At 54.5% G+C, this 14,090-nt stretch carries 13 protein-coding genes; 7 read left to right on the forward strand and 6 right to left on the reverse strand.

The genetic code is table 11. The features are described 5' to 3' along the window. Window positions 1-76: 76 nt before the first annotated feature. From R6U41_RS04965 to R6U41_RS04990, 6 genes are all read left to right on the forward strand, one after another. On the forward strand, window positions 77-523 hold the full coding sequence (locus tag R6U41_RS04965) for a cereblon family protein (RefSeq protein ID WP_410268729.1): 447 nt from the start codon (window positions 77-79) through the stop codon (window positions 521-523). A 103-nt stretch (window positions 524-626) separates the two neighbouring features. After that, window positions 627-2,714: an elongation factor G gene (gene fusA / locus R6U41_RS04970; protein ID WP_410268730.1), complete on the forward strand. Its 2,088-nt coding sequence runs from the start codon at window positions 627-629 to the stop codon at window positions 2,712-2,714. 90 nt (window positions 2,715-2,804) lie between these two features. Beyond that, the gene (locus R6U41_RS04975; RefSeq protein WP_410268731.1) at window positions 2,805-3,521 is read left to right on the forward strand and encodes an AAA family ATPase; all 717 of its coding nucleotides are present in this window, start codon (window positions 2,805-2,807) and stop codon (window positions 3,519-3,521) included. After that, complete coding sequence (gene mnmA / locus R6U41_RS04980) at window positions 3,521-4,600, forward strand: tRNA 2-thiouridine(34) synthase MnmA (RefSeq protein ID WP_410268732.1); 1,080 nt, start codon at window positions 3,521-3,523, stop codon at window positions 4,598-4,600. The genes R6U41_RS04975 and mnmA overlap by 1 nt, the downstream gene beginning before the upstream one ends. Before the next feature lie 6 nt (window positions 4,601-4,606). Next, on the forward strand, window positions 4,607-5,980 hold the full coding sequence (mtaB, locus tag R6U41_RS04985; protein ID WP_410268733.1) for a tRNA (N(6)-L-threonylcarbamoyladenosine(37)-C(2))-methylthiotransferase MtaB: 1,374 nt from the start codon (window positions 4,607-4,609) through the stop codon (window positions 5,978-5,980). Further along, entirely contained in the window at window positions 5,977-6,393 is a 417-nt protein-coding gene (locus tag R6U41_RS04990) for a MerR family transcriptional regulator (protein WP_410268734.1), read from the forward strand. The genes mtaB and R6U41_RS04990 overlap by 4 nt, the downstream gene beginning before the upstream one ends. A 9-nt stretch (window positions 6,394-6,402) precedes the next feature. Here the strand turns inward: R6U41_RS04990 and R6U41_RS04995 are convergent, their stop codons facing one another. From R6U41_RS04995 to R6U41_RS05005, 3 genes are all read right to left on the reverse strand, one after another. Further along, on the reverse strand, window positions 6,403-7,020 hold the full coding sequence (locus R6U41_RS04995; RefSeq protein ID WP_410268735.1) for a TetR/AcrR family transcriptional regulator: 618 nt from the start codon (window positions 7,018-7,020) through the stop codon (window positions 6,403-6,405). A 68-nt stretch (window positions 7,021-7,088) separates the two neighbouring features. Continuing rightward, the gene (locus R6U41_RS05000; RefSeq protein WP_410268736.1) at window positions 7,089-8,252 is read right to left on the reverse strand and encodes a CaiB/BaiF CoA transferase family protein; all 1,164 of its coding nucleotides are present in this window, start codon (window positions 8,250-8,252) and stop codon (window positions 7,089-7,091) included. Between the two features lie 162 nt (window positions 8,253-8,414). Then, window positions 8,415-8,954: a hydrolase gene (locus R6U41_RS05005; protein ID WP_410268737.1), complete on the reverse strand. Its 540-nt coding sequence runs from the start codon at window positions 8,952-8,954 to the stop codon at window positions 8,415-8,417. A 71-nt stretch (window positions 8,955-9,025) separates the two neighbouring features. Here R6U41_RS05005 and R6U41_RS05010 point away from each other — a divergent pair, with 71 nt between their 5' ends. Further along, window positions 9,026-10,147, forward strand: coding sequence for a GGDEF domain-containing protein (locus R6U41_RS05010; RefSeq protein WP_410268738.1), 1,122 nt, complete (start codon window positions 9,026-9,028; stop codon window positions 10,145-10,147). A gap of 26 nt (window positions 10,148-10,173) precedes the next feature. Here R6U41_RS05010 and ldhH read toward each other — a convergent pair whose 3' ends face one another. From ldhH to R6U41_RS05025, 3 genes are all read right to left on the reverse strand, one after another. Continuing rightward, window positions 10,174-12,327 carry an L-lactate dehydrogenase (quinone) large subunit LdhH gene (gene ldhH / locus R6U41_RS05015; RefSeq protein ID WP_410268739.1) on the reverse strand — a complete coding sequence of 718 codons (2,154 nt, stop codon included), beginning with the start codon at window positions 12,325-12,327 and terminating at the stop codon, window positions 10,174-10,176. A gap of 11 nt (window positions 12,328-12,338) precedes the next feature. Further along, window positions 12,339-12,974 (reverse strand): lactate utilization protein C, encoded by a 636-nt coding sequence (locus tag R6U41_RS05020; protein ID WP_410268740.1) that lies wholly within the window; start codon window positions 12,972-12,974, stop codon window positions 12,339-12,341. A gap of 40 nt (window positions 12,975-13,014) precedes the next feature. Further along, the coding region (locus R6U41_RS05025; protein WP_410268741.1) for a (Fe-S)-binding protein at window positions 13,015-14,090 on the reverse strand (1,076 nt) is incomplete at its 5' end.

Genomic DNA, 14,090 nt, shown 5'->3' on the forward strand with positions numbered 1-14,090 from the left:
GCAAATATGTTTTTGTATTTACAACCTTTTTAAATGATCTTATAATTTTAATATGATATATATGGAATTGGCCATAATGAATTTTCAACCACCGGCACAAAAAACCGGGATCGTATGCAAATCCGGGCTTGACAGAAAACCCCACGGGCATGTAAAGCAGAAAAGCTCTCCAAAAACGACTCCGAACCAACCGCCGGCCCTGCTTTGCCGGCAGTGCTTGGCCTTTATCACCCGGCCCGGAGAGCGGATTGTTGTCAACGGCGCCCATCACCATACCTTTGCCAATCCTCACGGCATTGTGTTTGAAATCGGGTGTTTTCAACAAGCCCCCGGTTGTGCCGCAGCCGGAGCACCTACGGACGAATTTACCTGGTTTGCGGGATACAATTGGCGGATTGCCGTCTGCGCAAACTGCCTGACCCACATGGGCTGGCTTTTTACCGCCGCCGAGGGCAACAGCCGTTTTTACGGCTTAATCCTGGACAATCTCGTGGAATCTGCAGCCAGATTTGAAAAAAAATAAACAAATATAAAAAACAGATTGACAAATACTGTCAAATTCGAATAACAGAGAAAGTTTTTAGCCACAGACAGATGATCTCTTTTTATGAAGGTGAATGCAAAACATGAGCCAAGACATTAAACACGTAAGAAACATCGGTATCAGCGCGCACATCGACTCCGGCAAAACCACGCTGACAGAACGCATCCTGTATCTGACCAAGCGAATTCACAAAATCCACGAAGTGCGGGGCAAGGACGGGGTTGGCGCCACCATGGATTCCATGGCCCTGGAAAAGGAACGGGGGATTACCATTGCCTCGGCAGCCACGTACTGCACCTGGGAAGGCCATGAAATCAACATCATTGACACTCCCGGGCACGTGGATTTCACCATGGAAGTCGAGCGCTCCCTTCGGGTGCTCGACGGGGCCATCCTGGTGCTCTGCGCCGTAGGCGGGGTCCAGTCCCAGTCCATAACCGTTGATCTCCAGATGAAGCGCTATAACATCCCGAGTATCGCATTTATCAATAAGTGCGACCGAAGCGGCGCCAATCCCTTCCGGGTCATTGAGCAATTAAGGGAAAAGCTCGGCCACAATGCCGTGGCTCTGGAGCTGCCTATCGGCCTTGAAACTCATCATCACGGCGTGGTGGACCTGATTTCCATGAAGGCCCTTTATTTCGAAGGCGACCACGGCCAGCACGTAAAAACAGACGAAATTCCCGAAGATCTTGTTGATACGGCCATGGAGAAACGCGAGGAACTGCTGGATGCGGCTTCCATGTTTTCCGATGAACTCACCGAGGCCATTCTCGATGAGGCTGAGGTTTCCGAAACCATGCTCAGGGAGGCCATTCGAAAAGGGGCGCTCAGGCGCGAGCTTACTCCTGTGCTCATGGGCTCGGCCTATAAAAACAAGGGGGTCCATCCCCTGCTCAATGCCGTGTGTTATTATCTGCCCTCGCCCGATGACGTGGAAACCCATGCCCTGGATATCACCCAGGGAGAAGAACCGGTACGCCTGACCGCAGACAACAAGGCGTCGCTGGTGGCCCTTGCTTTCAAGCTCGAAGATACCCCTTACGGCCAGCTCACCTATATCCGAACTTACCAGGGGGCTCTTGACAAGGGAGATACCATTTATAACGTGCGCACCGGCAAAAAAATCAAGGTGGGCCGGATTGTTCGCATGCATGCAGACAAAATGGAAGACGTGGAAACCATCCCGGCGGGGTTTATCGCCGCGCTTTTCGGCATTGACTGCGCATCCGGCGACACCTTTACCGAACCGGGCGTAAACCTCTCCATGTCCTCGATGTATATCCCGGAGCCGGTGATCACCCTGGCGGTCAAACCCGCGGATTACAAGTCTGAAACCAACATGTCCAAGGCCCTCAACCGGTTTACCAAGGAAGATCCCACGTTTCAGACCCATTTTAATTCCGAAACCGGTGAAACCCTGATTTCCGGCATGGGTGAACTGCACCTGGAAATCTATCTTGAACGCATGAAACGGGAATACAATGCCTCCATCATCGCGGGCGAACCCCAGGTGGCTTACCGGGAAACCATCACCCAACAGGCCAATTTCGACTATACCCACAAAAAGCAAACCGGCGGAGCAGGCCAGTTCGGCCGGGTCATGGGGTACATGGAACCTGTGGAGGACGAATTTGAATTTGAAAGCAAAATCACCGGCGGCGCCATCCCCACCCATTTCATCCCGGCCTGTGAAAAGGGATTTGCCGAATGCATGAAAAAGGGGCCCTGGATGAAATATCCGGTAACAGGGGTCAAACTGGTGCTCACAGACGGCGGGTTTCACAGCGTGGACTCCTCGGAAATGGCCTTCCAGGCCGCCGCCCGGGGAGCGTTCCAGCAGGCCTATTCCAAGGCCAAACCCGTTTTGCTCGAACCGGTGATGAAAGTGGTGGTGGAAACCCCTGACGAATTTCAGGGAAATGTCATGGGGTCCCTGAACCAGCGCCGCGGCATTATTATCGGCGCCCACGACGAGGGGATTTCCACCGTGATCGAGGCCCATGTGCCCCTGGCGGAAATGTTTGGCTATTCCACTGTGCTCAGATCCCTGACCCAGGGCAAAGCCCAGTTTACCATGGAATTTGAAGCCTACAAGGAAGTGCCCAAATCCGTGCTCGAAGAAATCGCCAAAAAAAATGAGCAGGCATCAAAAGGCGGAAAGTCCTAAAACGCCGGGCGCATTCGTTCAGATTTGGAACCATTTGCCGTGTAAGCGGTTATTGAATTGATATTAAACTGCCATAAGGAATCCATACCAATGCAGAATCATACGCTCATGCTACGTGACCCTTTGAAGATGATCGGCGGCAGTGCTGCCGAAAGCCTTGAAAATGGCGGGTTTGCCGCCATTCTTGCCCGGGCCGGAGTGGGCAAAACCGCCCTGCTCGTCCAGCTGGCCCTCCATGCCATGGCCGGGGGGAAAAATGTCCTGCACATCAGCACCGAAGACCCGGTGGACAAGGTCAACCTCTGGTACCAGGAAGTCTTTCACCGGCTGACCCAATCAGACAACCCGTCCCAGGGCGAAAAAATCTGGGATCAGCTTCTCTACAACCGCTTTATCATGACGTTTGAAACCGAGACCTTTAACCTGGACAAGGTGCAGAAGCGCATTTCCGAACTCATGGCAAACGGAATCTTCCAGCCCCGGTTGGTTATGATCGACGGGTTTGCCTTTGATGAAACAAGCCGCCCCCAGTTAAACGGCCTCAAGGATCTGGCGGCCACAAGCGAGATGACCTTCTGGTTCACCGTTCGCACCCACCGCGACGAGCCCGTGGATTCTTCCGGAATGGCGACTTCCTTTGCGCCGTTTGCCGGCTTGTTTGACCTGATGCTCCAGCTTTACCCGGAAAAGGACCGGGTCTATCTCAAACGCCTGCCACTTGCAGCCGAACAAGACCGGCAGGACACGTCCGAATTGTACTTGGATCCTGCCACACTGCTGGTTAGCGACAGCCCAGTTGGCGCGTAATGACCATTGCCGTTGCCGTAAGCGGCGGCATCGATTCCCTGGTGGCCGCCCATCTGCTGAAAAAAGAGCACAGCTCGGTTTTCGGCATTCATTTCCAGACCGGATATGAAGAAAAACAACATCCGCACACCGACGATTCTCCCGCCTCCGGAAGCCGGGGGCGGGAGCCTTACGTCCCCCGTCTGCAAGCCCTTATGGGCAGCCTGGATATCCCGCTGAAAATCATCGACTGCCGCCGGGAATTTGAAAACCGCATTGTGGATTATTTTCTCCGTTCCTATGCGTCCGGCCGCACCCCCAACCCCTGTGTGCAATGCAACCGGGACATCAAATTCGGCATTGCCTTAAAAGCGGCAGCCCGGATGGGCGCAACACATCTGGCCACGGGTCACTATGCCCGCATCCGGCACACCAGGGACCAATACGAGCTCTTACAGGGCCGGGACCGGCAAAAAGACCAGTCCTATTTCCTGTCCATGCTGCGGCCGCATCAACTGACCTGCGCCCTGTTTCCCCTGGGAGAAATGCATAAGGATCAGGTCCGTGAAATTGCCCGTCAAAACGATTTGCAGCCCCTTTCCGGCCGGGAGAGCCAGGATATCTGCTTTGTCCGGAACCGTCATTATGCAGATTTTCTTGAATCCAAAAAAGGACGGATTTTTCCGCCCGGACCGATCGTGGATACCCAAAATAAGCGCATCGGCACCCACAAGGGACTGCATCGCTACACCATCGGCCAACGCCGGGGCATTGACTGTCCGGCTCAATCCGCCTATTATGTGGTTGATATCGATCCGGCAGCCAATCGACTGGTTGTGGGATATAAAAATTCATTGTATAAAGAAACATGCTTTATCCAACAGGTTAACTGGATGGTCAGCAAGCCCCATGGCCCGATAGAAGTCAGGGCCCGGCTCCGGTATCGCCATGCCGGGGCGGAAGCCGAAATTCACCCGTTGGAAAACAACCGGGCGGTGATCCGGTTTCAAACCCCCCAGAAAGCCATCACCCCCGGGCAGGCCGCTGTATGCTACCGGCACGAAAGGGTTGTGGCTGCCGGGTGGATTGAGGGCGCATAAAAAACCATGAATAATTTTCTTAAAGTCATCACCCTCGGCTGCAAAGTCAACCAGGCCGAGACCGAATCCCTGGCAGCCGGATTTGTAGGCCAAAAAACCTGGAGTCTTGCCGGCCCGCAGGAAGATGCGGACCTGTGCATTATCAACACGTGCGCGGTGACCCAAAAAGCCGCCATGCAGTCCAGGCAGGCCATCCGCAAAGCCGTCCGCGGCCATCCCAACGCCGTGATTGTTGTCACGGGCTGCTATGCCCAGAATGACCCCAAAGTCATTGGCGATATCAAAGGCGTGGATTATGTCATCGGCCAGGGCGAAAAACACCGGATCATTGAAATCGAAAGCGCTCTAAAGCAGGTAAACTCCCCAAAATCGTCGCTTACCCCGGTCAGCGGGCCGATAATCCGGCACAGCGATATTTCCGGGCTGCGCCGTTTTGCGCCCATGCCCGCCCCGGCCGCAGGGGCGTTTCGGACCCGGCCTTTTTTAAAAATCCAGGACGGCTGCAATTCCTTTTGCACCTATTGCATTGTTCCCTATACAAGGGGCCGAAGCAGAAGCCTGCCGGCAGATGCAGTGATTTCCGAATTCCGTGCCCTGGCTGCAGCCAATTCACCGGAAATTGTCCTGACCGGCGTCCACATCGGCAAATACGGCCGGGACCTCACCCCACAAATGGATCTGGCCGGCCTGCTTGCTCTTCTGGATTTGGTTAACGGCGGCCACCGCATCCGCCTTTCTTCTGTTGAGCCCGCGGAAATCACCGACACCCTGCTTCAAACGATTTATGAATCAAAAAAGATCTGCCCTCATTTTCACATACCCTTGCAAAGCGGAGACTCATCGATTCTGCAAAAAATGAAAAGGCCCTATACTCCGCAAATCTTTGCAGAGCGCATTGAAACCATCCATGGCCTTTTTCCGGATGCAGCAATCGGAATTGACCTTATCGTGGGGTTTCCCGGGGAAGACGATTCCGCCTTTACCCGCACGTTTGAACTCATTGAATCCCTGCCGGTGACATATCTGCACGTATTCCCGTTCTCTGCCCGGCCCGGAACCCGGGCGGCGGGATTTGACAATCCGGTTTCCGCAGCCGTGATCAAGGAGCGCTGCCGGATGCTGCGGCAGCTGGGGGAGGAAAAGAAACAGCAATTTTATGAAAAAATGACCGGGAAAACGCTGGATGTGGTCATTGAAACCGAAAACACAGGGAAACCAGGATTGTCCAGGGGCATCACCGACAACTACATCCCCGTGTACGTGGAAAATGCATGCGGCCTGCAGGGCACCCGCGTGGCCTGTCAAATCACCGGATCCGCTTCAGACGAAGCCCTGTGCGGCAAAGCGGTTACCGCCATTCTATCGGAGCAAACATCATGAACCGGATAACAACCCAGAAAGAAATTACATACTCCATTTCCGAACTGGCAGAAGAACTGGATATCAGTACGCGGGCCATTCGTTTCTACGAGGAAAAGGGCCTGATCACCCCGGAGCGCACCAAGGGCAACCACCGCATCTACGACCGGCGGGACCGGGCCCGGTTAAAACTGATCCTGCGCGGCAAGCGTCTGGGCTACTCCCTGGATGAAATCGCGGAAATGATCGGCATGGGCAATTTTGACACAGACGAGGAACAGCAGTTAAAAAAAGCCTATTCCTACGGCAGGAGAAAGCTCAAGGAAATTGAAAGCCGCATGGAGGAACTCGAAATTCTCAAGCAGGAGCTGCTGCGAGTGCAGGAAAAAATCCTAAACCGCTTAAAGCAGCTCAACTTAAAGCCCCCCCGATAAAACCGGCTTTTATGTAAAGGCGGCCAGGTTAAAAAACTGAAGGGTATCTTTGGCATGCTGGATGTATTGCCGCCGCTCCATGCCCAGCATGGGACGGAAAAAATTTTCCCCGGACACGAAATTGTGGATGGCATTCATGATATAAAGCACTTTCATGCGGGCTTCCAACGGCACATCCTTGCGGTCTGCGGCAAGCCCCATGGAATAGGCAATATCTGAGAGATACTCCGGCACCCGGAAATCCAGAACGCTTCCATGGCGTGTTTTCATGAAATACCGGTGAAGGGTCAGGTTGGAGATTTCCGGATTTTCAAACAAATAATCCACCATCTGCTCAATGGCGATATCCAGGCGCTGGGCCAGGGGCTTTCCCTTGATGATCTTTTCCACCTCAATGAGCTTGTTTCCCAATCCGTCATTGATATCCCGGATCACGGCTTCGTATAAATCCCCCTTTTCCCCCCAGTGGTAATAGAGGGTGGAAATATCAATATCCACGGCCTTTGCGATCATGCGCGTGGTTGTGCCGTGAAACCCGTATTCACCGAAAATTTTCCGGGCTGCCTCAAGAATGCGGGCCTTCATGGACTCGGGATTCTGTTTTGCCTTTTCAAGGGATGTTGCCATTCTATCCTGCGCCTGTATGATTGAACTAATTGAAATTTTTTCAAATATCAACAATGGCCGCCCGCCGGTCAGATCACGCCCCGGCCGGCCAGATCATCGATTTCAGCGTCCTTGTAACCAAGCTCTGCAAGCACCTGCCTGGTGTTTTCGCCGAATTCAGGTGGAAACTGGGAAACGCGGGCCGGGGTTTGAGACAACTTGGCCACCGCACCCAGGGCCGTCAGCCGCCTGCCCTTTGTACCGGCGAGTTCCAGCACCATTTCCCTCTGGGAAAACACCGGATCTGCAAGGGCTTCGGAAAGATCTTTTACCGGCGCCCAGCAAATCTCCGCTTTTTCAAAGGCTTTCTGCCAGTGCAAAAGGGTTTGGGAGCGAAATTGTTGTTCGAAAAAATCAAGAATTTCCTCCCGGCGTGCGTCATCATACTGCAGTGGGGTGTATTCCGGAACCTGGAAAAAATCGCACAAATTTTTCCAGAACCGGTTTTCCACCGCACCAATGGAAAGATACCGGCCGTCTGCGGTTTCATAGGTATTGTAGCAGGCATACCTGTGGGACAGAAACCAGTTGCCGCGCTCCACGGCCTGACCTGCGGTCTGCTGGATGTTTAGGGCAAGCGATAGCAGACTCAGGCACCCGTCTGTCATGGAAATGTCAATGTACTGGCCGCTGCCGGATTTTTCACGGGAAAACAGGGCCATCATGATCCCGATCACCGCATTCATCCCCCCGCCGGCCATGTCCGCGATCTGAATGCCCGGAATCACCGGCCGGCCATCTGCCTCGCCGATTAAGCCCAGCACGCCGGCCACGCTGAGGTAATTGGCATCATGGCCCACAATGCCCGCATAATTTCCGGTCTGGCCGTAACCGGTAATGGAGCAGTAAACAATGGCCGGATTGACCGCCCTGACGGATTCATAATCCACTCCCAAACGGGCCGTCACCCCCGGACGGAAGCCTTCGAGCACCACGTCGGCATCCCGGACCAGTTCAAAAAAAATCTTTTTCCCTGCCTCTGACTTTAAATTCAGGCAAATATGTTCCTTGCCCCGATTGACCGCATTGTCCACATTGTCCGGGAAAAATTCCTCTGCAAAGGGTTTGTCTTCAAGGGCAATGACCCGGGCACCATGATCGGCAAGGATCATAGACGCATAAGGCCCGGGCAGCAGACGGGACAGATCAATAACGGTAATGCCGTTTAAAGCACCAGTTTTGGCATCTGGCATGTATTTTCCTCCAAAAGAAAGCTTGCCGAACGGATAAAAAACCAATATAATAAAAAAATAGCTTCAATCCAGCGTTTGATTCCATCACTTGATGTATAATTCAGTAACCCCTTTGATGTCAATCACAAATAAAATGACTTAAAAAAAACCCGGATTCAAGAGCTACTTAACTATTCGTGAAAAATCCCGGAACCGGTCATCATTGGCATCCTGCATGAGTTCAAACAAAGCCATCTCTGTTGTGGAAACCACCGCACCCTGGTCGCGCATGCGCTCAATGGCCATGTTGCGGTTCCAGGCGGTCCGGGAGGATATGGCATCAGAGGCCACATGCACCTGAAAATCCCGGCCCAGCAGCCCGCATACGGTCTGGTGCACACATATATGGGCCTCAAGACCGCAGATCAGGATTTTGCGGCGGCCGGCCTGCTCCATGACCTGAACAAAATAAGGGGTCATGCAGGCATTAAACGTCATTTTCTCCACCCTGGAAACATTGGTGAAAAGTTCCTGCAGCGCTTCAATGGTGGGACCGAGACCCACGGGATGCTGCTCGGTGACAATCACCGGCAGCTCAAAGAGATTGGCACCACGAATCAGTTTTTCGACATTGCTCACGACATGTTGGGAATCCGATACGGTCCGGGCGAGTTTGCCCTGGACATCAATGACCACCAGGGCGGTTTGGGCCTGATCCAACATTGGGCACCTCCTTGAATCAATTTGATCTTCGGGATAAATAAAAAATTCTCTGACCAGCGGAGCAACCACTTTTGAAAACACAAAATGCCGACCAAAACAGGGTTGAGCAGAAACAGGTGCTGCGAAAGCGGCGGCATGCAATGGCATTTGCAACATACCTGGTTCCGGTATCACTTGTGGTGCTTTGCTGGTCCCAGGGCCTTTTGCCTGAAAAGGTCATCTATCATGTTGCAGCAGCCGTTTTATTGATCAACATCACCATTCTGATGCTGATCCACACAAATCTCAATCTGAAATTCCGGGACCCGAGCATGACCGCGGCCCATATCGCAGTATCCTCGATTCCAACCCTTTATGTCATGTATTTTCTGGAACACGGCCATGCCAGATCAATTTTCATGATTATTCTGGTGGTAGCCATGATCTACGGGATACTGGAGTTAAACACCCGCAGATTTCTCATGGCATGCCTTTGGATTTTTTCTCTTTACTGTATAATGCTTTTGGCGCTTTGGCACAAAAAGCCGGAATCACTTGACTGGTCCCTGGAACTGATACAGATGGCGGCTTTTTTTCTTACGCTGCTTAGCATGTCGATTGTAGGTGGATATATCAGCAATCTGCGGGAAAAACTGCGCTCTCGCAACCAGGAACTGCAAAAGGCAATTGAAAAAATCAACATACTGGTCAGCATTGATCCCTTAACAGAAGTCAGCAACCGCCGCCGGCTCTTTGAGGTGCTCACCCAGGAGACAAACCGCTGCAGCCGGGGGGAAACACCCTTTTCCATATGCCTGCTCGACATTGACCATTTCAAGCAGGTCAATGACACTTACGGACATATGGCAGGAGATGAAATCCTTTGCAACATCGCCAGCAGCATATCCGAAGACATCCGCAATATCGACGCATTCGGCCGGTACGGCGGGGAGGAATTTTTGCTGGTGCTGCCCCGGACACCCATTGCCGGAGCGGGTGTCAAGGCAGAAAAAGTGCGTTCCCAGGTTGCCGGTCTCCGGTTTCCCGACATTTCCGAGGATCTCAGCGTCACCGTATCCATTGGCGTGGCCCAGTACCGGCCCCCGGAGGATATTGACGCCACCCTGCTCCGGGCTGACCGGGCCTTGTACGCGGCAAAGGAAAGCGGCCGCAACCGCGTGGAAACCGAAAAAAATCATACAGCAGTTGCATAACACCTTCGATTTTCGACCCTGAACCCCTATTTGACTATCCCGCCGGCTATGACCTCGGCCATGTGGAGCACCGCATAGGGCCGGTTCTGCTTTTCTGCCCCGCCCCGCAGCTGCATCACGCATCCCGGGCAATCGGTGACCAGAATGTCGGCCCCGGTTTCGGCGACTGCAGCCAGTTTTTTGTCCAGAATCGTGGCAGAAATCTCCGGGAACTTAAACGAATACGTACCTCCCAGCCCGCAGCAGGTTTCTTCCTCGCCATGGGCCACATATTCATACCCTGCCCTTTCCAGAAGCCCGCGGGGCGGCTGGCGCACGCCCATGCCCCGGCACAGGTGGCAGGGGGCGTGATAGGCGGCCCTGGTTTTTTCCGCCCGGGCCGCTTTGTCCTCCACCAAGCCCATGCGCATGACAAAAGAACTGAAATCAATGACTTTTTCCGCAAACTGCCGGGCCCTGACTCCGGCACCGGGCTGTTTGGCCAAAAGATGCGGATAGTTCTCCTTCATGTGGGATCCACACGAGGCGCAGAAAGTCAAAATATAATCGTAGTCGCCGGGATCCATGCACCCGATGTTCCAGGCAGCCAGGTCTGCGGCGGCCTCGTGTTCGCCCAGCATGTATAGGGGCAGACCGCAGCAGCCCTGCTGGCGGACAAAAACCACCTCGATTCTGCCGCCTGCCAGCAGCTTCAGGCCCGACAGAAGCTGCTCCGGATAAACAAAGTCCTGCAGGCACCCGGAAAACAGGGCCACCCGGTATTCCGGCCAGGCCGGTGAAAAAGGGACCGGATCCCACTGATCCCGGAAGGGTTTTTTGGCCAGGGCCGGCAGGGCCTTAAATTCGTGATCCCTGAAAAAAACCCCGGGCAGATGCCGCATGTAAGGACTATTTCCGGTAACCGGCTTCTGGGCGTATCTACCGCTTCGCAGCAGCGCGTGAAACAGGGGCCGTCTTTTGAGCACAAACCCGGCCAGGGAACTGAGCACCGGCTTTTTGCCCCCGTGTTCCACCATGGTATGCACTTCCCGGATCAGGCGGGGCAGATCAATGCCGGCCACGCACACCTGTTTGCAGGCCTGGCAGTTTAAGCAGTTTTCAATCAGATTCTTGTCCTTGTCCCGGCCGTGGAAAAAATAGGTCAGGATCAACCCGATTGCGCCGATATAGATATGCCCGTATGCATGGCCGCCCACCAAGCGGTAGATGGGACAGACATTGGCGCACGCCCCGCACCGCACGCAGCGAAGGGCCTGGGAAAAAACCGGGTCCTTTGCCAACGCGCTTCGGCCGTTGTCGAGAAACACGATATGCATGATTTTTCTGCCCGAACCCGAGGCGGCAGACGGGTTGGCACCGGTAATCCAGGTGACATATGAAGTGATGGCCTGGCCGGTGGCGTTTCTGGGCAGGCCCTTTAACACCTGAAGCACTTCAGAGACCGTAGGAATGAGCTTATCAATGCCCACCAGGGCCACGTGCACCCTCGGCATGGTGGTCACCAGGCGCACGTTTCCCTCGTTGGATACAATGCCCAGGGTGCCGGTTTCGGCAATGGCAAAATTGGCACCCGAAACCCCCATGTCCGCGCTCACAAACCGCTGACGCAGCTCTCTGCGGGCCACCTTGACCAGTTTTTCAATGTCGGTATCCTGCTGCTTTCCGGTCACTTCCGAAAACAGGCGGGAGACCTCGTTTCTGGAAAGGTGGATGGCGGGCATGACCATGTGCGACGGCCCCTCGCCGCGAAGCTGGATAATCCACTCGCCCAGATCGGTTTCAATGACCTCGTAGCCCCGGTTTTCCAGAAAATGGTTCAGCAGGGTTTCCTCTGCGGTCATGGACTTGGATTTGACGATCCGGGAGCAGTTGTTCTCAGCTGCAATCCGGGAAATGATCTCATTGGCTTCCACGTCAGAGCCGGCAAAATGCACCTTTGCCCCGGCCGCCTCGGCTTTTTGGCGAAATTCCCGGTAGAGCTCATCGAGCCGGGACATGGCCGCATCCTTTGCCGCACCGATGCTTTCAATCAAGCTGTCGCGGTCAATGCCGGCAAAATTGGCATCCCGGCCGTCGCGGTAGGCCACGGCAAAATTGTCCAGAGCCTTTCGCTGAAATGCATTTTCCAGGGCCTCTGCCAGCTGCTTGCGGTATTGCCCCAGGTTGTCTGCTGTCTGCATGAAAATCTCCCTTACGAAGATGATTGCCCGTCGATGATCAAAACGTGCAGGTCCAGGGGGCCGTGCACGCCGAGGGTCAAGACCCGCTCGATATCGGCTGTGCGGCTGGCGCCGGTAATAAATGCGGTGTAATCGGATTTGGCAAAAAACCCGGCAAGCTTGTCTGCAACATCATAGGAATCCGCGTAAATATCGCCGGCATTGAGCACGGCCACATGCACCTCGCTGATCATGGTGGCCAGGCGCAGGTCCTCATCCGGGCAGTTGATGACCAGGGTCCCGGTCTCGGAAATGGCAAAATCAGCAATGGTCAGCCCCACGTCAATGCCGCCGGCATAGGCGGCCAGTCCCCTTTGGATCAGGCCGATGCCGGCCGGCCGGCATAATGATGCCAGAGAGTCCATATCCCGGTCTTCAAGATTCGGGGCGGCAATGAGCTTTTCCCATTGCTTTAAACCGCACAATTCCGCGGCCGGGTCAGAAAGCGCGTGCTCGCAGCCTGAAGCCAGAATGGCGCAGGCCTGTTTTTGCGCACACACGTCCACGGCATGGGCCAGTGCATCGGCCATCGTGGCCATGGTTTTCACGGTGGCCGAAACCGCCCGGGCCTTTTGTGTAAACTGTGCTGTGCGTTCGGATCTGTTCATGGGGGTTTGTCCTTTAATGAATCAGGGTCTTTTCTGGTTCTTAGCCCGGGCCGGCGGTTTGCCTGAGGCTTTGGGCGTATAACTCAATGGGATGACACACCCGGATGCTGCTTTGCGCATGGGACAGCAGGTCAATGATTTGCAGCATGCAGGCCGGGCACCCCGTGGCCACGGCATCCGCGCCCGTGGCCAGGATGGCGTCGCGCTTTTTGGCACCGATTTTCTTGGACAATTCATAATGGGCCAGGTTGAAACTGCCGCCCATGCCGCAGCACCGGTCTGCATCAGACATTTCCGAAAGTCGCAGCGAGCCGGATGCCGCCAGCATGGTTCTGGGCTGTTGGGCAATCCCCAGGGATTTTTTCAAATGACAGGGGTCATGGTAGGTCACGGTTTCAGAACCAGCAGATTCTTTGGCCTGCACGCCCATCACATCCACGAAAAACGCGTTGATATCCCGGGTTTTTTCAACAATGCCGGGAATCTGTTCCCGGACTTTTCCGGAATCCCCGGAAACATAGGCCTGCATGGCCGGCCAGAGCTTGGCGATAGTGGAAGTGCACGTGGCGCAGGGCGTGACAAGATAGTCAAAATCCAGGCCCCGCCATATCCGGATGTTTTTTTCCACCAGATGGGAAAACGTCTGCACATCCCCGGCAGATAAGGCCGGAATTCCGCAGCAGGGAGCCTGTGCAGCCACATACACATCCACGCCATGGAAAGCAAACACCTCCATGGCCGCTTCTGCAACACGCGGCAAAATTTTGTCCACCAAGCAACCGGGGTAGAAAACCACCCGGGTCCGGCCGCTTTGCCTGGGCTCTGCAAAGTCCCGGTGGGCCTTTTTGTGCCAGGCCTCGGCAGCAATGGGCATGAAATGCCGATCACCGATAACCGGGGACATGAAACGGGCGCAGGAGGAACCCAGGGTTTTGTTCACACTCCGGGTAAAGGGCCCCTGCAGGCGGCCCATCCATTTCATGAGGCTGTCAAACCGATCCGGATTGGACAAAAAGCCACGGAAAATGGCTTTTTTGATGGGCGACAGGCCCAGGTATCCGGTGATAATGGCCCTGGCCTTTAAAAACACGTCCAACACCGGCACCCCGCCCGGAC

The organism is Desulfosalsimonas sp. (assembly GCF_046483245.1).
In the GTDB taxonomy this organism is placed as follows: domain Bacteria; phylum Desulfobacterota; class Desulfobacteria; order Desulfobacterales; family Desulfosalsimonadaceae; genus Desulfosalsimonas.